Source organism: Serratia odorifera, from assembly GCF_041448735.1.
GTDB lineage: Bacteria > Pseudomonadota > Gammaproteobacteria > Enterobacterales > Enterobacteriaceae > Serratia_F > Serratia_F odorifera.
This window is the reverse complement of the sequence record NZ_JBGMUT010000002.1, coordinates 284,334-303,559: the sequence shown is the minus strand read 5'-3', so window position 1 is coordinate 303,559 and position 19,226 is coordinate 284,334. Positions and strand designations below refer to the sequence as shown.

The window sequence follows — 19,226 nt, the reverse complement described above, 5'->3', positions numbered from 1 at the left end:
CGCATGAATTCTTCCTTTGAATCTCTAATTGAACAGTATCCCTTACCCATTGCCGAACAGTTGCGCCACTGGGCAGCCCGTTATGCCTCGCGAATTGCCGTCGTTGATGCAAAGGGGTCGTTAACCTACAGCGCGCTTGATGCACGAATCGACGAACTTGCCGCAGGCCTGTCATCACTGGGTTTGCGTTCGGCGGAGCATGTGATTGTGCAGCTTCCCAACGACAACGCGTTTATTACCCTGCTGTTCGCCTTGTTAAGACTGGGCGTTATCCCCGTGCTGGCGATGCCCTCCCAACGGGCGCTGGATATCGACGCGCTGATTGAGCTGGCGCAACCCGTCGCTTACGTTATTCACGGGGAAAACCACGCAGAACTGGCCCGACAGATGGCGCACAAACACGCCTGCTTGCGTCATGTTCTGGTCGCTGGTGAGACCGTGAGCGACGATTTTACGCCGCTCTTCTCCCTTCACGGTGAGCGACAGGCATGGCCTCAGCCTGATGTTTCCGACACCGCATTGCTGCTACTTTCTGGCGGCACAACCGGCACGCCCAAACTCATCCCGCGCCGACATGCCGACTATAGCTATAACTTCAGCGCATCTGCTGAACTGTGCGGCATCAGTCAACAGAGCGTATATCTCGCCGTCCTCCCGGTGGCGCATAACTTTCCGCTGGCCTGTCCCGGCATTCTGGGTACGCTTGCCTGCGGCGGAAAAGTGGTGCTGGCCGACAGCGCCAGCTGTGATGAGGTGATGCCTTTAATCTCGCAGGAAGGGGTGACTCACGTTGCCCTGGTTCCGGCGCTGGCGCAATTATGGGTGCAAGCCAGGGAGTGGGAAGACAGCGACCTTTCGTCGCTGCGCGTCATTCAGGTAGGCGGCGCCCGGCTCGACCCGACGCTTGCTGAGCAGGTTATCGCCACCTTTGACTGTACCCTGCAACAGGTTTTCGGTATGGCGGAAGGCCTGCTCTGTTTTACCCGACTGGACGATCCGCATACCACCATTCTCCACAGCCAGGGGCGCCCGTTGTCCCCGCTGGATGAAATCCGCATCGTTGATCAAGCCGAAAACGACGTCGCGCCGGGCGAAACCGGGCAATTGTTAACGCGCGGCCCTTATACCATTTCGGGCTATTACCTCGCCCCTGCTCACAATGCACAGGCCTTTACTGCGCAAGGGTTTTACCGCACAGGCGACAATGTCAGGCGCGATGAGGCGGGAAACCTGCACGTTGAGGGGCGCATAAAAGAACAGATCAACCGCGCCGGAGAAAAAATAGCCGCTGCTGAAGTGGAATCAGCACTGATGCGTTTAGCACAAGTGCAAGATTGCTCGGTGGTCGCCGCGCCGGACACGCTGCTTGGCGAGCGGATCTGCGCGTTTATCATCGCGCAGCAGGCGCCAACTGACTATCAGCAGTTGCGTCAACAACTGACCCGCATGGGGCTCAGCGCGTGGAAAATTCCTGACCAAATCGAGTTTCTGGACCACTGGCCGCTCACCGCCGTCGGCAAGATAGACAAAAAACGCCTGACGGCTCTCGCCGTCGACCGTTATCGCGATTGTGCCCAATAAGCGCAAACCGACCCGAAACAGGTTGAAATAAACCCGTTTCGGGTAGCACTACCAGTGAAAATAGTTATCATTCTCAATTCAACATTGTCGGTATTTTTGGCATTTCGCCGTTTTACAGGGACTCACAATAATGAAAATGACACGGCTTTATCCTCTGGCCTTGGGGGGATTATTGCTCCCTGCCATTGCTAATGCCCAGACTTCACAGCAAGACGAAAGCACGCTGGTGATTACCGCCAGTAAACAATCTTCCCGCTCGGCATCAGCCAACAATGTCTCGTCTACCGTTGTCAGCGCGCCGGAATTAAGCGATGCCGGCGTTACCGCCAGCGACAAACTCCCCAGAGTCTTACCTGGGCTTAATATTGAAAATAGCGGCAACATGCTTTTTTCGACGATCTCGCTACGCGGCGTCTCTTCGGCGCAGGACTTCTATAACCCCGCCGTCACCCTGTATGTCGATGGCGTCCCTCAGCTTTCTACCAACACTATCCAGGCGCTTACCGATGTGCAAAGCGTGGAGTTGCTGCGAGGCCCGCAGGGAACGTTATATGGCAAAAGCGCTCAGGGCGGGATCGTCAACATCGTCACCCAGCAGCCGGACAGCACGCCGCGCGGCTATATTGAAGGCGGCGTCAGCAGCCGCGACAGTTATCGAAGTAAGTTCAACCTGAGCGGCCCCATTCAGGATGGCCTGCTGTACGGCAGCGTCACCCTGTTACGCCAGGTTGATGACGGCGACATGATTAACCCCGCGACGGGAAGCGATGACTTAGGCGGCACCCGCGCCAGCATAGGGAATGTGAAACTGCGTCTGGCACCGGACGATCAGCCCTGGGAAATGGGCTTTTCCGCCTCACGCGAATGTACCCGTGCCACCCAGGACGCCTATGTGGGATGGAATGATATTAAGGGCCGTAAGCTCTCACTTAGCGATGGTTCACCAGACCCGTACATGCGGCGCTGCACTGACAGCCAGACCCTGAGTGGGAAATACACCACCGACGACTGGGTTTTCAACCTGATCGGCGCCTGGCAACAGCAGCATTATTCGCGCACCTTCCCTTCCGGTCCGTTAATCGTCAATATGCCTCAGCGCTGGAATCAGGATGTGCAGGAGTTGCGCGCCGCAACCCTGGGCGATGCGCGTACCGTTGATATGGTGTTTGGGCTGTACCGGCAGAACACCCGCGAGAAGTTAAATTCAGCCTACGACATGCCGACAATGCCTTATTTAAACAGTACCGGCTATACCACCGCTGAAACGCTGGCCGCATACAGTGACCTGACCTGGCATTTAACCGATCGTTTTGATATCGGCGGTGGCGTGCGCTTCTCGCATGATAAATCCAGTACACAATATAACGGCAGCATGCTCGGCAATCCGTTTGGCGACCAGGGTAAGAGCAATGACGATCAGGTGCTCGGACAGCTATCCGCAGGCTATATGTTGACCGACGACTGGAGAGTGTATACCCGTGTAGCCCAGGGATATAAACCTTCCGGGTACAACATCGTGCCTACTGCGGGTCTTGATGCCAAACCGTTCGTCGCCGAGAAATCCATCAACTATGAACTTGGCACCCGTTACGAAACCGCTGACGTCACGCTGCAAGCCGCCACCTTTTATACCCACACCAAAGATATGCAGCTCTACTCTGGCCCGGTCGGAATGCAGACCTTAAGCAATGCGGGGAGAGCCGACGCCACCGGCGTTGAGCTGGAAGCGAAATGGCGGTTTGCCCCCGGCTGGTCATGGGATATCAATGGCAACGTGATCCGTTCCGAATTCACCAACGACAGCAAGCTGTACCACGGCAACCGGGTGCCGTTCGTACCGCGTTACGGCGCGGGAAGCAGTGTGAACGGCGTGATTGATACGCGCTATGGCGCACTGATGCCCCGGCTGGCGGTTAATCTGGTCGGGCCGCATTATTTCGATGGCGACAACCAGCTGAAGCAAGGCGCCTACGCCACCCTGGACAGCAGCCTGGGCTGGCAGGCGACGGAACGGATGAATGTTTCCGTCTATGTCGATAACCTGTTCGACCGTCGTTACCGTACCTATGGATATATGAACGGCAGCAGCGCCGTCGCACAGGTCAATATGGGGCGCACCGTCGGTATCAATACGCGAATTGATTTCTTCTGATTATTTTAAAATGGATACCGAAAGGGCATCCCTTTTACGCCATCAGTTAAAACGGTAACCCAGCAGCATCCACCCAAAACAATGTTGCCTGTTGCATTGCCCGATTAAGGAGAGAAACCCACCATGTAAGAAACATTTTCTCACCTATTGGCCGCATATTCTCAATCAACAGAGATGTTAGCTGTTTATTAGCCGGTTATTGGCTTAGGCGATGTCAGTCAGAGGTGCCATTTTAGAGAAGCCCGCTTAAGGAAACTTAAGCGGGCTTTTTGCTTTTATTTGCCGACGCCGGTTCAGTTCAATCGGCATCGCGGCAAAACGCGGGCAACGGCGAACGTCATGATGATGATGCTGGACGCTACTGCTCGTTCACCGTGTCGCGCCGCGTTGCCGGCACGCTATAACGGCTGGTTTTGAATGGAATGTCCAGCCGCTCTCTTAGCGTAGTCGCCGTCGACGGCTGCCAGTATCCGCGTGCCGCCAGCACCGGCAACACCAGCTGGGTAATGTCGCCCAGCGCCTCGGGCAGCACCGGGCCGCTGATGATAAAGCCGCTGGCGCCGCCCTCTTCTACCCAGCGGATCAACTGGTCGGCAACCTGCTCCGGCGTGCCAAAGAATTCACCGCGCGGCAGCGTCGTCTGATAGGCCACTTCACGCAGCGTCAGTTGTTCCTCGCGCGCACGTTTTTTAATACTGTCGGTGGTGGAACGGAAACTGTTCTGCCCCAGTTCACCCAGCTCGGGGAACGGGCCGTCCGGCGGGTACTGGCTGAAATCATGGTGCTCAAAGAAACGCCCAAGATAGGCCAACGCGTCCTCCAACGACAGCAACGACAGTAAATAGCGATATTTGGCTTCAGCTTCCTCTATGGTTTTGCCGACGATCGGGCTGATGCCCGGGAAGATACCCACCGGATGACGCCCATTTTTGCTGACCTGCGCCTGCAACTTCGCCGAATATTCCTGCGCTTCCGCCAGCGTGCGGGCGTTAGTAAACACCGCATCGGCGGATTTGCCCGCCAGCGCGATACCGGCATCCGACGCCCCCGCCTGAAAAATCACCGGTTGTCCCTGCGGCGAGCGCTGAATGTTCAACGGCCCTTCCACCGAGAAAAACTGCCCCTGATGATTCAGCTTATGCAGTTTGGCCGCATCAAAGAACACGCCACTGGCGCGGTCACGTACAAATGCATCGTCCTCCCACGAATCCCACAGCCCCTGTACCACGCTGATGTACTCCTCGGCAATCTGGTAGCGTAGCGCGTGTTCGGGGTGCTGTTTGCCAAAATTCTTCGCCGACCCGGCCAAGGGCGAGGTGACCACGTTCCAGCCTGCCCGCCCCTGGCTGATATTGTCTATCGTCGCCAACTGACGCGCGACGGTGAACGGATCGCTGTAGGAAGTCGAAATGGTGCCGGCCAGACCAATGCGGTGGGTCACCGAGGCCAGCGCTGACAGCAGCGCGACCGGTTCGAAGCGGTTAAGAAAATGCGGCAGCGACTTTTCGTTGATGTGCAGGCCGTCGGCGACAAACAGGAAGTCAAAACCGGCGGCTTCGGCGCGCAGCGCCAAATCGCGAAAATACGGGAAGTTGACGCTGGCATCGGCAGGCGCCTTTTCATGACGCCATGAATTCATGTGCCCACCGGCACCGTGCAACATCAGACCCAGCTTGATACTTTTTGCATGACTCATGTCATCTCCTTACCGCTGGCCAGCCAGCAGTTTGATGGATGCCAGACGCACTTCGGCATCTGTCAGTGGGGTATGGATCACAAATTCGTTCACCCGCAGATCGCGCTGAATATCGGCCAACTGCCGGTGAATATCCGCGGAAGTGCCATGCAGTACGTTCAACGGCTGCCGTTCAATGCGGTATTGCGTCGCGCCGGACTGTTGCACAAAGGCTTCTGCCTGTTCACGCGTGCCCACCGTGACGTGGCGATCCCCCAGCGTGACGCGAAAATTATGCTTTTCTGCCACCTGCTCGGCGGCCTGCTGACGGCTTTCCGCCGCCAGCGCCGCCAGGCTGACCAGAGCCTCCCCCTGTCCGGCAGAGTATTCATAAAATGCCAATATCGATTCGCGCATCACCTCGGCCGAGGTATTGATAAAGCCGGCAAAAACAAAGTTCCAGCCAAGCGAGGCAGCCAGACGAGCGCTTTCTTTACTGGCACCCAGCAAGAAGCGCTGCGGCGCCACCGGCGGGCACGGCAATGCGCGCGCTTCTCTGCCCGCCAGACGTTGGTCAAGGTGCGTCAGATAATGGGTCAATTGTTGCAACTGCGCGGGGAATCCCGGCGCCGATGCGGACGCGGCATGGGCTCGCAGCGCCTGAGTGGACAGCGGTAATCCGCCGGGCGCCTTGCCGATGCCGATGTCCACCCGATCCGGCGCCAGTGCGGACAACAGATGGAAGTTTTCCGCCACTTTATACGGGCTGTAATGTTGCAACATCACGCCACCGGAGCCGATGCGCAGCGTGCTGGTTTGCGCCAGCAGCCAGGCGATCAGCACTTCCGGCGAACTGCCCGCCAGTTGCTCGCTGTCGTGGTGTTCCGACAGCCACAGGCGGTGATACCCCAACCGTTCTGCCGCCTGGGCAAACGCCAGGCTGGCCTTGAGCGCCTGCGTCGCCGTCTGGCCGCCATCGATCGGGCTTTGGTCTAGTAAACTCAGTCGGTAATTCACCTGGCTATTCCTTTTTATCGGTTGTGATAAAAAGAGTTCCATTAAATAAAGCCAAAGGTAAATACCAAAATCACGCTTATATAGTCAGTATTTTGCTATACGCCGCGCTGAATAAAATGCATATAAATTATAGCAACTGCGTATTTAGTTAATTCCGCCGCGCTGACTAGCATAATCATCAGCAACATCGCATTAATCACTCTGTGCCAACAATAAGGTTATTTAGCCATGAGCATTTCTTTCGCCGAAGACGTTAAGCCGACTCCTGTACAGCAGGGCTCCGCGCTGGAAAATAAACTTATCGCCCACCGTCGTGAATTACACCAGCACCCTGAATTATCCAATCAGGAATTTGTCACTACGCAAAAAATCACCGACTGGCTGAATGCCGCCGGCATACGTATCTTGCCGCTCGGGCTGAAAACCGGCGTTGTCGCCGAGATCGGTCCGCAACAGGGGCCGGTAGTAGCGCTGCGCGGCGACATCGACGCCCTGCCGATTGAAGAAACCTCCGGAGTGCCGTTCAGTTCACGACAGGCCGGCGTGATGCATGCCTGCGGCCACGATGTGCATACCTCGGTGATCCTCGGCGCGGCCTATCTGCTCAAGGCGCGCGAAGATCAATTGCCCGGCCGCGTGCGGCTGTTTTTTCAGCCGGCGGAAGAGCGATTCGGCGGCGCGTCGCAGCTGATTAACGCCGGTGCGCTGGAAAACGTCGATGTCATTTTCGGCCTGCATAACGCCCCGGAATTGCCGGTCGGCACCTTCGCTACCAAAAGCGGCGCGTTCTATGCCAACGTTGACCGCTTCCAGATCACCATAACCGGCAAAGGCGCGCACGCGGCGCATCCGGAGGAAGGCGTCGACAGCATTGTCACCGCCAGCCAGATCGTCAGCGCGCTGCAAACCGTGGTCAGCCGCAACGTCAGCGCGCAGCAGGCCGCCGTGGTCAGCGTTACGCGTATCGAAGGCGGCAATACCTGGAACGTCTTACCGCAAACCGTCTTATTGGAGGGCACGGTACGCACCCACAGCAATCCAACCCGTGAACAGATCCCGCAGCGGATCCGTCAGTTGATCGGCGGCGTCGCCGATGCGCTGGGCGCCAAGGCTGAACTGCAGTGGTTTGACGGGCCGCCGGCGGTGGTCAATACGCCGCGCTGGGCAGATTTCAGCCTGCAGGCCGCCGCAGAGTTTGGCTACCAGGCCGAGGTGGCTCCGCTGCAGATGGGTGGCGAAGATTTTGCGTTTTATCTGCATCATGTGCCGGGCGCGTTTGTCAGCATCGGTTCTGCCAGCGAATTCGGCCTGCATCATCCGCAATTTAACCCTGATGAAGCGGCGATTTATCCTGCGGCAAATTATTTTCAGCAATTGGCAGAAAAAGCCCTCAGGGAATTAAGCGCCCAATAACCATCACCGGCAGCGAATAATAGCAACAGCCCTGGCTATGCCCGGGTTGTTGCGTAGCATATTTGGCGGAATGGCGGCCAAATAATGCATTGCCATTTTCTCTCTATGATTATTGAATTTTGTTGTTTTACATCTCTATAACGCTGGGGAATAGTAAAAGCGTCGGTACAAAAATTATCAATGCAAACAATAATAATGCAGGTAAAAATAATAATGATGATGAAATACAGGGCAACCATTACGGCGACCGCCATCGCGGCACTATTGAGCATGCCGGCGCTGGCCGCGCCAGGGATTGATCTGATTGCCAATGAAACACCGATCCATACACCAAAAAGCGCGGAAGCGGTGGCGAAAATCCCGGCCAACTTCAAGTTTGTCGAACCAGGCACGTTGACCGTGGCGTTGGCGGTGCTCGGCAGCGCCCCACCGTTTGGCCTGTACGCCCGCGACAATAAAACCGTGATCGGCAGCGAGGCGGATATCGCCCGTCTGGTGGCCGACGGACTGGGGTTGAAACTCAAAGTGGTGCCGGCCGCCTGGGAGGACTGGCCGTTGGGCGTGGCGTCCGGCAAGTACGATGCCGCCATCTACAACATTACCGTCACCAAAGAGCGTAAAACCAAGTTCGATTTTGCCACCTACCGCCAGGATACGCTGGGTTTCTATGTCAAAACCACCAGCAAAATCACCAAGATCAATTCGGCAGCGGATATAGCCGGCAAACGCATCATTGTCGGCTCCGGCACCAATCAGGAGGCGGTATTGCTGGCGTGGGACAAACAGAATCAGGCCAAAGGGCTGCCGGCGCTGATCCCGCAATATGTCACCGATGACGCCGCCGCCACGCTGGCGATCCAGTCAGGCCGTGCCGATGCCACCTTTGGGCCAAACGTGACCGGCGCGTATAAAGCCCTGTTGACCGGCAAAACCAGGCTGGTTGGCACCGTGCCGGGCGGCTGGCCGAACACCGCCAATATCGCCGTCACCTTGAAGAAGGGCAACGGGCTGGTGAATGCCGTACAGGCCTCGCTCAATAGCGCCATCGCCAGCGGTGCCTATCTCAAGGTACTGGATCGCTGGGGCGAAAGCATCGAAAAAATCGACCATTCAGAGATTAATCCGCCAGGACTGGGCGACTGAGAGGGAGCAGGACCATGAGTGAAGACGTTTTTATCCAGACCGTACCGGAAGATCCGCTGATCGCACCGGTGATTGCCGGGTTATTTGGCGAATACCGCGATCGCTACGGCGAGTTCTTTGCCAATCGGCCAGCAGAGGATGACCGCGCATTTTCCGCGCCCGACGGCATGTTTATCGTCCTGCTGAGAAACGCCGAGCCGATTGCCATGGGGGCCTATAAACGTTACGACCCGCAGACCGCCGAGCTAAAACGCATCTGGACGCAGCGCGCGCTGCGCCGTCAGGGGCTGGCGCAAAAAGTGCTGCATGAACTGGAACGCCGCGCCGTCGCGCATGGCTATCGGCGGCTGTTTCTGACCACCGGCTTTCGCCAGCCGGAAGCGGTCGGGCTGTATTTGTCCCACGGCTATCAACCGCTGTTCGACACCCGTCTCGATCCGGAAGTCTATTCCCGCCCTCCCTATGACGGGCGTTTGCCGTTTACCAAGACGCTGAAGGTCGGCCTGCCGGTCAGCTAGTCCACACCATTGTGCACCGTATTAAAGAGAACGCCTATGAATCAGCATGCCTCTCCCCGCGTAAATCATCCGCCACTGAAAGTGGTGCCAGCACGCTATCCGTGGCGATTGGCCGGCGCGCTATTTGCCGCATTCATCCTGTTGGCTATTATCCAGTCGATCGCCACCAATGACCGCTGGGAATGGGGTGTATTCCGTCAGTGGTTCTTTGATCCGGTGATCTTGTCAGGGCTCGGCAAAACGCTGTTGCTGACCTTGCTCGGCACCGTTTTCGGCGTGATGTTGGGCACCGCCCTGGCACTTGCCCGCCTGTCGTCATCTTACCTGCTCAACGCGCTGGCCTGGGGATATATCTGGCTGTTCCGCTCGCTGCCGCTGTTGCTGGTGCTGATCGTTCTGTACAACTTTTCCTATCTGTACGACAACCTGTCGCTCGGCATTCCGTTCACCAATATTGCCTTTTTCAGCACGCCAACGGTGGATTTGCTGGATCAGTTTTCGGTCGCCGTCATCGGTCTGTCGCTGGTGCAATCCGCCTATACCGCAGAAATCATTCGCGGCGGTATTTTGGGGGTGGAACAGGGGCAGCATGAAGCCGCCGCCGCCCTGGGGTTGCCGGCCTACCGCCGCACCTTCCGGATTATTTTGCCGCAGGCGCTGCGCTCGATTCTACCAACCGGCTTTAACGAAGTTATCAGCCTGGCGAAAGGGACATCGATTGTTTATGTGCTGTCGATGCCGGAGCTGTTTTATACCGTGCAGGTAATTTACAACCGCACTCAGCAGGTTATTCCACTGCTGATGGTGGCCACCGTCTGGTATCTGTTAATCACTACCGTACTGTCGATTTTGCAGCATTACGTCGAACGTTACTTCGCCCGCGGCACGGTTCGTCAGGTGGCGCCGACGCTGTTCAAACGCCTGCGCCGCTGGCGCATCGCCGGGTATTGATAAGGGAAAACCACATGTCTGAAGCCTTTGATCTCTTCGTTAACCGCCCGGAAAACGCCCCGCTCGAACCGAGGTGGGCGACTAAAACCGCCAGCGTCGGGCGCATCGACATCAATAATCTGAGTAAATACTACGGAGCGCATAAAGCGCTGGACAACGTCAGCCTGCAGATTGAGCCCGGCACCGTGACGGTGATCCTCGGCCCTTCCGGCTCCGGGAAGTCCACCCTGCTGCGCACCATTAATCATCTGGAACGGGTTGATGAAGGCTTTATCCAGATCGACGGCGAATACATCGGTTACCGTCGGAAAGGCGATACCCTGTATGAGCTCAAGGAGCGCGCCATCCTGAAACAACGCGCTCACGTCGGTTACGTGTTCCAGAACTTCAATTTGTTCCCGCATATGACGGTGCTGGACAACATCATTGAAGCCCCGATAGTTCACGGTCTTCTGTCCCGAAAACAGGCCGTCGCGCGCGCCTATGAACTGCTGCACACCGTCGGTCTGCGGGACAAGGCGCACGCCTGGCCGCGCCAACTGTCTGGCGGTCAACAACAACGTATCGCCATTGCCCGGGCGTTGGCGCTCAATCCCAAGGTGATGCTGTTTGATGAACCGACCTCGGCGCTCGATCCCGAGCTGGTGGGCGAAGTGCTGGATGTGATCAAGGCGCTGGCGCGCTCGGGCGTCACGCTGGTGGTGGTGACCCATGAAATCGGCTTTGCGCGTCAGGTCGCGGATCGGGTGGTATTCATGGTCGATGGCGCCGTGGTGGAAAACGGCCGGGCCGAACAGGTGCTGGACCGGCCGCGCCATGACCGAACCCGGCGCTTCCTGCAGAAAGTGCTGTAAACCGCGCCCGATGCGGCGACAAAGGCATACAATAGCGTTATTGAATCCCTTAGCCATAGACCCTGGTACTGACGGCATAAGTCACACACGGACACGCAGGGAATCATGATGGAAAGAGAGACGTTATGCGACTATGCCCGCCAACATTTTGCCTCCGAACCGGAGTATCTGTGGCGTAATCTCCCTGACTATGCGGTTCTGCGCCATCAGCGCAGCAACAAGTGGTTTGCACTGGTGATGAATGTTCCCGGCAGCAAGCTGGGGCTGACAACCGATCGACAGGGGGACCTGCTTGAAGTCAAGGCACGCCCGGGGCATATCGGTTCGCTGCGGCAAAAAACGGTATCCTGCCGGCTTATCCTATGAACAAGGAGCACTGGATCAGCATATTGTTGCCCGGCCCGTTGTCCGCACAGGACATACACCAATGGCTTGCCGACAGTTACCAACTGACATTCTGAAGCACCGCCAGTGAGCTGGCGCTCTGGCGGTTGCACGTCTCAAGGCGTCTGACGACGCCGAAGGTGCGGGCATTGGCTGAATTTATCTGTGAGAGGTATCCGGAGAGTTGGCTGCTGTTGCACGGCTAAGCAACGGCCTGGTCTCAGCGCGCAACGGCGGCACTGGCCTGGTCCAGACGCTAATGCTCAAAGCGCTGCACCAGAGCGCTGCGGCCAAAATGAAAAAACCCGCTTGATGCGGGTTTGGGCTATTCAGGCGCAATTGGCAACAGCGCCCTGCGCCGGCGCTGACCGCAGGTTATTTCACTTCACCCATGGCTTTCAGCTTTTTAGACAGCTCACGGCGCTCTTTCGACAGATCGGCGTTTTTGATGATGTAGTCATCAACGCGATCTTCGTAATCGCCGCGCATATTGGCAATGATCGCCTGAATGTCTTCAATGCTCATGCCCGGCTTGATGTATTCGCTCAGGTTGTCGAGCAGCAATACGCGCTTCTGGTTGTCGCGGATTTTCTTTTCGTTATCAACGATTTCACGTTGCAGCTTGTTTTTACGTCGGAACATACGCACAAACTCCAGCACGTCCTGAAAACTCGGCTTATTTGCATTATCCATCTTCATACCCTTGCTTTGTAATACACAGATTCATTAGCTTACGGCCACAATGACACCAAGATACAGGTTTGTGGCTGTGCGACACAACTCTCAATGCCGTTATCTTACTCACTTTAGCAGGCTGGCAAAAACCTGAAGCGCCTGCTTTATGATCTCACCCGCTATTCCAACTCGCTGACGGTACGCTATTTAAGCAAACCAGCGGATTGATGGCTGCGGCACGCGACCAATCAGCAGGCGTTAAGCAGCGTATTTGTCCACCAGCGCCTGCAAGGTGGCCGCCGTTTCGGCATCCATCACACCATCATACTGGCGCTGACGAAAATGCAATTGAAAGGCGCGCACCAGTTGACGGTAACCTTCATCGCTGTCGGCGGCAGACGTGTCGTAGCCGTAGCGGGCGAACAGCGCCAGCAGCGCTGAACGTTCGGGCAGGCCGTGACGGCAATAATGCTGTTGATGGCGATGCTGCACCGCGGCGTCATACCAGGCTCCAACACCGGCCTGATACAGTTGTAACCAGGGGAACTGCGGGCCTGGGTCGCTTTTGCGGCCAGGGGCGATATCCGAATGCGCCACCACGTTAACCGGCGAAATGTCCGGATAGCGCTGCAAAATATTGCTCGTCAGTTGGATCACCGCGTCGATCTGCTGGGAATTGAACGGCGGGAAGTGAATATTTTCGCCGTCGCCGCTCGCCAGATTGACGATTTCGATGCCGATAGCGGTGTCGTTGAGATTGGTGCGCCCTGCCCACTGGCTGGCGCCGGCATGCCAGGCGCGTTCGTTTTCATCCACCAGGTTGAAAATACGCAGATCGCCATAGCCGGCCTCACGATAACTTTGATCGTCCGGATCCGGCACCAGATAATGCGCGCTGACGGCGGGCCCGGTCAGCGAGGTTATCGAGTCGGCAAAGTTTTGCGCGGTATAATGCAACACCAGAAAACGCACGCGGCGGTTGAAGCTGGTTACCGACCGATAACTGTTGTAATCAATAGTGAACATCACAGATTCCCTCTTGGTGGTTGCCGCAGATGCCGTTCACCGATCGTCACGATAGGCAAAACAGCCGCGGCGGTTCCTCGTGGCTCCCCCACTTTTAGCGGATTGCTAAATTGAGGGCAAGTTTTTAGCAACAGGATATTCCACTTTTTGCCAAACGGTGCGATTATCGGCCGATGGAAATCAAAGAAATACGGCGCAATAATCTGCGCGATCTGATGGCACGCTATGCGCGCAACGGCATCAACCAACATGAATTTTCCAGGCTGGTTGAATCTTCTGCGCCCACGCTCAGCCAAATCACCGGTGACAAATCCTGCCGCAATCTTGGCGATAACCTCGCCAGGCGGATTGAGGCCAGGCTCAGCCTGCCCACCGGCTGGCTTGACGTGTTCCATGAAAAATCGCTGGCAAGACCGTTTGAAAACGTCGCGGCGGGATCCGACTTTCAGCCTGCGCGGCTAAAACCGGTGGTGTGGGAAGAAACCGAGCAGGATCGGGAAGAGTTTGTGGAGATCCCGCTGCTGGACATCGATTTCTCTGCCGGCGACGGCTGCTATGATATTGTCGATCTCGAAGCGTTCTCCCTGATATTCCGCCGCTACTATCTGCACAAGATGGGCATTCCGGTCAATGCCGCGCGCATTATCCGCATTTCCGGCTCGAGCATGGAGCCTCGCCTGCAGGACGGTGACGTGGTGGGCATCAATACCGACGACACGCGCATACGCGAAGGAAAAACCTACGCCATTCGCCACGGCAACCTGCTGCGGGTCAAAATCCTGATCGAACAGCCGGACGGCGGGGTCATCATCCGCTCGCTGAACCGCGAAGAATACCAGGACGAACAGCTCAGCTATCAGCAACGCAAAGAACAGTTGATCGTGCTGGGCCGGGTATTCTGGTCGTCCTCGTCCTGGTAAACGTCTATTTGAAATCCACCACCATCTGCTGCGGAATCGACAGGCCACGCGTCGACTGCACGCAACGCGCGATATAATCGGTGAAGCGCGGTGGTTTCGGCATGCCCAGCTTGAGGATTTTTTCGTTACTGAACCGTACGTTGAGCATGGCGAATGAACCATACAGACGCATCGCCTTGAGCATCAGACGTTCATTGCACGGACCAAAAATGTCTTTCAACTGCCGGCGCATCTGCACCAGCGCATCATAGCTGACCTGCGCATAGCGATCGCCGACCGGCGCGGTTTCCAACGCCGCCGCCATTGCCCGATCAATGTCGGCAAAACTGACGCTGCACTCTTCGCCGGCAGAAATATGGTACAGATCATTTTCCAGTCGTTCGCCGTTGATCAGCATCACTAGCGCGTCGGCGCAATAATCGACCGGGATGACATCAATATTGTCCTGCAGCGAGCACATGAATTTACGCAGCATCAGCGCCATGCTGAACACCCAGAAAATACTGCTCGATGGCTGGCAGCCGAGGCGCGTATGGCCGACCACGATCGAAGGCCGGGCAACCACCAATGGCAATTGCGGCAATTCACGACGCATGCGCTGTTCGATGGTGGATTTGGAGCGGGTATATTCCACCAGGTGCTCGGCGTCAGATTCAAACTCGCCGCTTTCCGACACCAGCGCCCCCTGCTCCGGCGCACAGGACATAGCGGTGCCTACGTGTAAAAAGCGTTGCAATCCACCAACCTGCGACATTCTCTTCGCCAAAGCCAGCGTACCTTCAACGTTGACTTTCCAAATAAGCGGATTATTGCCAAATGACGCCACCGCCGCACAATTGATAACATGCGTTACCCGATTAATTCGACGGTCCGATAAAAAACCTTCCGGCTCGGACAAGTCCCCTAATAGAATATTTTCTTCGCTAATACTGTCGAATAAATCAGGCGCAAGATTAAATTTGGCCATATTATCCTTAATACGCGTCAAGCCCTGTGCAGGATTATTGGCCCGCACCAGTAACAGGAAATTAACTGGCTGTTTTTCAATAAGTAACTTCTCAAGCACCGCACCTCCGAGAAAGCCGGTAGCGCCCGTCAGTAGTAAAGTTTTCATGGTCATCATCCACATTGGCATTGAATGAGACGGATTGTATGTGGTAACAATTAAACGCATCATCAATAGAATACGCACGAAAAATAAAGAGCATCTTAATATTATCTTAAGGAATATCCTGAAACATCAAACCGCCATTGGTAACACTCTCCCTCGGCTGCAGATAAGATATTTCTTGTGCGTTGATATCTTATTTATGTTGCGTCTGTTTTAATCTGCACAATTATTCCCGTCCTTTTCGGAGCGACCATGAGCTACAAAAGAAAAGTCTGGCTGGGTGTGCTGCTATTTTGCACACTGTGCTGGCTAGCGGTGATCCAGGGTGTACATACGCTGAGCGAACGATTATTGCAACACTCTGCACAACAAAGTGACCAGATGGCAAAGGCCAGTATCAGTCCGCACGCCAAAAACCCGCACGCCATTGCTACGAACAGCATGCGTAACAACGCGCATTTCGATGTGAAAGCATAACCACTGCTTGGCATCGCGCCGCACGCCGTTACAATAGGGAGATATTCCTACGCGACTGAAGAGATGCGATTTTGAGCAGCAAGGCACCGGCCACATTCTACTTCCACGACTATGAAACCTTCGGCAAAAGTCCATCGATGGATCGCCCGGCGCAGTTCGCCGGCGTGCGAACCGACATGGACTTTAATATTATCGAAGAGCCGCTGGTGATCTACTGCGCCCCGGCCGATGACTACCTGCCCGACCCCGAAGCGGTGATGATTACCGGTATAACCCCGCAGGAGGCGCTGGCAAAAGGCGTGTGCGAAGCGGAGTTCGCCCGCCAGATACACCAGGCCTTCAGCGTCCCCGGCACCTGCATCGTCGGCTACAACAACATTCGCTTCGATGACGAAGTCAGCCGCAACATCTTCTATCGCAGTTTTTACGACCCTTATGCCTACAGCTGGCAGAACGGCAATTCCCGCTGGGACTTGCTCGATGTGATGCGTGCCTGCTACGCCCTGCGCCCTGAGGGCATCGTCTGGCCAGAAAACGACGACGGTTTCCCCAGTTTCCGGCTTGAGCACCTGACGCGCGCCAACGGCGTCGCGCATGAACAGGCGCACGACGCAATGTCCGACGTGCATGCCACCATTGCCATGGCCAAGCTGGTACGTCAGGCCCAGCCACGGCTGTTTGATTACCTGCTGCAACACCGCAACAAACACAAGCTGAACGCGCTGGTCGACATTGCCGAAATGACGCCGCTGGTGCACGTCTCCGGCATGTTTGGTGCCGCACGCAGCAACACCAGTTGGGTCGCGCCGCTGGCCTGGCACCCGGACAATAAAAATGCGCTGATCGTGTGCGACCTGGCCGGCGACATGACGCCGCTGCTGGAGCTGGATGCCGACCAACTGCGTGAACGACTGTATACCCGCCGCGATCGGCTCAGCGCCGATCGGCCGCCGGTGCCGATCAAACTGGTGCATATCAACAAATGCCCGGTGCTGGCGCCGGCAAAAACGCTGCTGCCGGAGAATGCCGACCGGCTGGGCATCGATCGCCAGGCCTGTCTGAACAATCTGCAGATCCTGCGCCAGCATCCGCAGGTGCGTGAAAAGGTGGTGGCACTGTATGCTGACGCCGAACCTTTTGCTGCCAGTGACGACGTCGATGCCAGGCTGTATGACGGCTTCTTCAGCGACGCCGACAAAGCGGCGATGAAAATCATTCAGCAGACCAAACCGCAAAATCTGCCGGCGCTGGATTTGACCTTCAACGATGACCGTATGCAGGAGTTGCTGTTCCGTTTCCGCGCGCGCAATTACCCCAATACGCTGGATGACGGCGAGCAACGTCGCTGGCTGCAACATCGCCAGACAGCGCTCAGCGCCGAAAAAGTGCAAAGTTATGTGCTGCAACTGGAAGCGTTATACAACCTGCATGAAGCGGACAGCGCCAAGCTGGCGTTGCTGAAATCGCTGTTCGATTACGGCAAGCAACTGGTTGGTTGAGGCAAAGAAAAAGGCCGCAACGGCGGCCTTTCGGGTTATCACTATTCTGACTTGCTCAGGGTTCCGCTGGCGGAACCCTTTTTTATGCGCTTAGGCCAGGTCTTCGCTGGCTTGCGGTACCGGCAAACGGAAGCTGCGGGTAACAAACGCCAGGTAGATCAGGCCGATTGCCGCCCATACCAGGCCCAGCGTCATCGAGCTGCTTTCCAGATTCAACCACAGCGCGCCCACCGTCAACGCGCCCATGATCGGCAGAATCAGATAATTAACCGTGTCTTTAACGCTACGGTTCATTTTATCGCGAATATAGAACTGGGAAATCACCGACAGGTTAACGAAGGTGAAAGCCACCAGCGCACCGAAGTTGATCAACGCGGTGGCGGTAACCAGATCAAACGATACCGCAGACAGGGCAATCGCCCCCACCAGCAGCACGTTCAGCGCCGGAGTACGCCATTGCGGGTGTACATAGCCGAAGAAACGCTGCGGGAATACCCCATCGCGGCCCATCACGTACATCAGACGGGAAACGCCAGCGTGCGCCGCCATGCCGGATGCCAATACCGTCACGCAGGAGAACACCAGAATGACCGACTGGAAGAACTTGCCAGCCACGTACAGCATGATTTCAGGCTGTGACGCATCAGGATCCTTGAAGCGCGAGATGTCCGGGAAGTACAGCTGCACGAAGTAAGACACCACGATAAAGATAATGCCGCCGATCAGCGCCGTCAGGAAAATCGCTTTCGGGATCACTTTCTCTGCGTCTTTGGTTTCTTCCGACAGCGAACTGATTCCGTCAAAGCCAAGGAACGAGAAGCACAGGATGGTCGCACCGGTGATCATCGGCACCACGTGGGCATCCTCAGACCAGAACGGGCGGCTGCTGACCAGGTGACCTGCGCCTTCGCCGTGATAAACGCCGTTGATCACCAGGCCAAGGAACACGATCATGATGGCGACCTGCACCACCACGATGATGGAGTTCAGGTTAGCGACCAGCTTGATGCCACGCAGGTTGAACAGCGTCATCAACGCCACCAGCGCCGCGACGAAAATCCACGACGGCACGCCCGGGAAGATGGCTTCCAGGTAAATCTTGGCCAACAGGATGTTGATCATCGGCATGAACAGATAGTCGAGCAACGACGACCAGCCGACCATAAAGCCAACGTGCGGGCCAATGGCCTTTTGCGCATAGGTATAAGCCGAGCCGGCAGATGGGAATTTCTTCACCAGTTTGCCGTAGCTGAGTGCGGTAAACAGTACCGCCAGCAGCGCAAAGGCATAGGCGGTCGCGACGTGACCATCGGTCAGGCCGGAAACGATGCCGAAGGTATCGAAAATGGTCATTGGCTGCAGGTAAGCCAGCCCCATCATTACCACCGGGAGCAACGTCAGGGTTTTACGCAATTGAGGGCGCGGTGCCGCTGCGGCAGCGCTGATGATGTTATCGGACATTGCGCAGCCCCCCCTGACCTTCAGACTTGCGGATAATAGACACGCCAAGACTCAAGGTTGCGGGGAAACTTCGCAACGTGCGACTGAATTCTAAAAGAGGGGTATTGGAAGCTGGATAACGCGTCAAGGTGGCCTTGGCTGCTGCTCCATAATCGCTGCGAGTGCAGCGGAAACCGGCGGGCACCGGTGCTAAAGTGAAAAATTGCCCCATCTTTCTTATCCTCATGAGTCACGACCATAAAGTTTTGGTTGATCGTGAACAAACCTGTTTATCTATCCGGCTCGAAGTCCGGCCTCGCTTGGTGTATGAAACGCTCGGTTTACAAAACAAAAATGCAAAAAAATAACCGACGCTTTAAAACGTCGGCT

Annotated in this window: 16 protein-coding genes and 1 pseudogene; 11 read left to right on the top strand and 6 right to left on the bottom strand. The window is 56.2% G+C overall.

From position 1 onward, the window contains the following. Positions 1–3: 3 nt before the first annotated feature. Both ybtE and fyuA read left to right on the top strand, forming a co-directional pair. Complete coding sequence (gene ybtE / locus ACCC84_RS07535) at positions 4–1,581, top strand: yersiniabactin biosynthesis salycil-AMP ligase YbtE (RefSeq protein WP_371901696.1); 1,578 nt, start codon at positions 4–6, stop codon at positions 1,579–1,581. A gap of 130 nt (positions 1,582–1,711) precedes the next feature. After that, positions 1,712–3,733 (top strand): siderophore yersiniabactin receptor FyuA, encoded by a 2,022-nt coding sequence (gene fyuA, locus ACCC84_RS07530; RefSeq protein ID WP_371901694.1) that lies wholly within the window; start codon positions 1,712–1,714, stop codon positions 3,731–3,733. A 358-nt stretch (positions 3,734–4,091) separates the two neighbouring features. Here the strand turns inward: fyuA and ACCC84_RS07525 are convergent, their stop codons facing one another. Then, complete coding sequence (locus tag ACCC84_RS07525; protein WP_273869491.1) at positions 4,092–5,429, bottom strand: LLM class flavin-dependent oxidoreductase; 1,338 nt, start codon at positions 5,427–5,429, stop codon at positions 4,092–4,094. Positions 5,430–5,438: 9 nt separating this feature from the next. Beyond that, the gene (locus tag ACCC84_RS07520; RefSeq protein ID WP_039991905.1) at positions 5,439–6,425 is read right to left on the bottom strand and encodes an MsnO8 family LLM class oxidoreductase; all 987 of its coding nucleotides are present in this window, start codon (positions 6,423–6,425) and stop codon (positions 5,439–5,441) included. A 228-nt stretch (positions 6,426–6,653) separates the two neighbouring features. Between ACCC84_RS07520 and ACCC84_RS07515 the strand changes: the two genes are divergently transcribed. The 6 genes and pseudogenes from ACCC84_RS07515 to ACCC84_RS07490 all read left to right on the top strand — a co-directional run bounded on the left by ACCC84_RS07515 (position 6,654) and on the right by ACCC84_RS07490 (position 11,765). Continuing rightward, a complete protein-coding gene (locus ACCC84_RS07515; protein ID WP_004960865.1) occupies positions 6,654–7,838 on the top strand; it encodes a M20 peptidase aminoacylase family protein in 1,185 nt (394 codons plus the stop codon). 219 nt (positions 7,839–8,057) lie between these two features. Then, complete coding sequence (locus tag ACCC84_RS07510) at positions 8,058–8,981, top strand: ABC transporter substrate-binding protein (RefSeq protein WP_371901896.1); 924 nt, start codon at positions 8,058–8,060, stop codon at positions 8,979–8,981. A gap of 14 nt (positions 8,982–8,995) precedes the next feature. Then, positions 8,996–9,499, top strand: coding sequence for a GNAT family N-acetyltransferase (locus tag ACCC84_RS07505; RefSeq protein WP_198773992.1), 504 nt, complete (start codon positions 8,996–8,998; stop codon positions 9,497–9,499). Positions 9,500–9,535: 36 nt separating this feature from the next. After that, positions 9,536–10,450: an amino acid ABC transporter permease gene (locus ACCC84_RS07500; RefSeq protein WP_039991904.1), complete on the top strand. Its 915-nt coding sequence runs from the start codon at positions 9,536–9,538 to the stop codon at positions 10,448–10,450. 14 nt (positions 10,451–10,464) lie between these two features. Next, positions 10,465–11,304 (top strand): amino acid ABC transporter ATP-binding protein, encoded by an 840-nt coding sequence (locus ACCC84_RS07495; RefSeq protein ID WP_004960852.1) that lies wholly within the window; start codon positions 10,465–10,467, stop codon positions 11,302–11,304. A 108-nt stretch (positions 11,305–11,412) separates the two neighbouring features. Then, positions 11,413–11,765 (top strand): annotated as a pseudogene (locus ACCC84_RS07490) (MmcQ/YjbR family DNA-binding protein). Positions 11,766–12,063: 298 nt separating this feature from the next. Here the strand turns inward: ACCC84_RS07490 and tmaR are convergent. Next, the gene (tmaR, locus tag ACCC84_RS07485; protein ID WP_039992647.1) at positions 12,064–12,381 is read right to left on the bottom strand and encodes a PTS system regulator TmaR; all 318 of its coding nucleotides are present in this window, start codon (positions 12,379–12,381) and stop codon (positions 12,064–12,066) included. Positions 12,382–12,621: 240 nt separating this feature from the next. Next, entirely contained in the window at positions 12,622–13,389 is a 768-nt protein-coding gene (locus tag ACCC84_RS07480) for an N-acetylmuramoyl-L-alanine amidase (RefSeq protein ID WP_004960842.1), read from the bottom strand. Positions 13,390–13,562: 173 nt separating this feature from the next. Here ACCC84_RS07480 and ACCC84_RS07475 point away from each other — a divergent pair, with 173 nt between their 5' ends. Next, complete coding sequence (locus ACCC84_RS07475; protein ID WP_004960840.1) at positions 13,563–14,309, top strand: S24 family peptidase; 747 nt, start codon at positions 13,563–13,565, stop codon at positions 14,307–14,309. 4 nt (positions 14,310–14,313) lie between these two features. Here the strand turns inward: ACCC84_RS07475 and ACCC84_RS07470 are convergent, their stop codons facing one another. Continuing rightward, positions 14,314–15,423, bottom strand: coding sequence for an SDR family oxidoreductase (locus ACCC84_RS07470; RefSeq protein WP_371901693.1), 1,110 nt, complete (start codon positions 15,421–15,423; stop codon positions 14,314–14,316). A 249-nt stretch (positions 15,424–15,672) separates the two neighbouring features. On the opposite strand from ACCC84_RS07470, the gene ACCC84_RS07465 reads away from it, so the two are divergent. Both ACCC84_RS07465 and sbcB read left to right on the top strand, forming a co-directional pair. Continuing rightward, positions 15,673–15,897, top strand: a complete 225-nt coding sequence (locus tag ACCC84_RS07465; RefSeq protein WP_004960835.1) for a hypothetical protein — start codon at positions 15,673–15,675, stop codon at positions 15,895–15,897. 71 nt (positions 15,898–15,968) lie between these two features. Beyond that, complete coding sequence (sbcB, locus tag ACCC84_RS07460) at positions 15,969–17,396, top strand: exodeoxyribonuclease I (protein ID WP_039991902.1); 1,428 nt, start codon at positions 15,969–15,971, stop codon at positions 17,394–17,396. A 90-nt stretch (positions 17,397–17,486) separates the two neighbouring features. On the opposite strand, the gene ACCC84_RS07455 is transcribed toward sbcB, so the two are convergent. Then, a complete protein-coding gene (locus ACCC84_RS07455) occupies positions 17,487–18,857 on the bottom strand; it encodes an APC family permease (RefSeq protein ID WP_004960827.1) in 1,371 nt (456 codons plus the stop codon). Positions 18,858–19,226 lie beyond the last annotated feature (369 nt).

Excerpts from the sequence above, each read along its gene's own strand:
- ACCC84_RS07480 (WP_004960842.1), bottom strand. The coding sequence starts at position 13,389 with ATGTTCACTATTGATTACAACAGTTATCGGTCGGTAACCAGCTTCAAC.
- ACCC84_RS07505 (WP_198773992.1), top strand. The coding sequence starts at position 8,996 with ATGAGTGAAGACGTTTTTATCCAGACCGTACCGGAAGATCCGCTGATC.
- ACCC84_RS07500 (WP_039991904.1), top strand. The coding sequence starts at position 9,536 with ATGAATCAGCATGCCTCTCCCCGCGTAAATCATCCGCCACTGAAAGTG.
- tmaR (WP_039992647.1), bottom strand. The coding sequence starts at position 12,381 with ATGGATAATGCAAATAAGCCGAGTTTTCAGGACGTGCTGGAGTTTGTG.
- ACCC84_RS07470 (WP_371901693.1), bottom strand. The coding sequence starts at position 15,423 with ATGAAAACTTTACTACTGACGGGCGCTACCGGCTTTCTCGGAGGTGCG.
- ACCC84_RS07515 (WP_004960865.1), top strand. The coding sequence starts at position 6,654 with ATGAGCATTTCTTTCGCCGAAGACGTTAAGCCGACTCCTGTACAGCAG.
- fyuA (WP_371901694.1), top strand. The coding sequence starts at position 1,712 with ATGAAAATGACACGGCTTTATCCTCTGGCCTTGGGGGGATTATTGCTC.
- ACCC84_RS07455 (WP_004960827.1), bottom strand. The coding sequence starts at position 18,857 with ATGTCCGATAACATCATCAGCGCTGCCGCAGCGGCACCGCGCCCTCAA.
- ACCC84_RS07495 (WP_004960852.1), top strand. The coding sequence starts at position 10,465 with ATGTCTGAAGCCTTTGATCTCTTCGTTAACCGCCCGGAAAACGCCCCG.
- ybtE (WP_371901696.1), top strand. The coding sequence starts at position 4 with ATGAATTCTTCCTTTGAATCTCTAATTGAACAGTATCCCTTACCCATT.
- ACCC84_RS07510 (WP_371901896.1), top strand. The coding sequence starts at position 8,058 with ATGAAATACAGGGCAACCATTACGGCGACCGCCATCGCGGCACTATTG.
- ACCC84_RS07475 (WP_004960840.1), top strand. The coding sequence starts at position 13,563 with ATGGAAATCAAAGAAATACGGCGCAATAATCTGCGCGATCTGATGGCA.
- ACCC84_RS07465 (WP_004960835.1), top strand. The coding sequence starts at position 15,673 with ATGAGCTACAAAAGAAAAGTCTGGCTGGGTGTGCTGCTATTTTGCACA.
- ACCC84_RS07525 (WP_273869491.1), bottom strand. The coding sequence starts at position 5,429 with ATGAGTCATGCAAAAAGTATCAAGCTGGGTCTGATGTTGCACGGTGCC.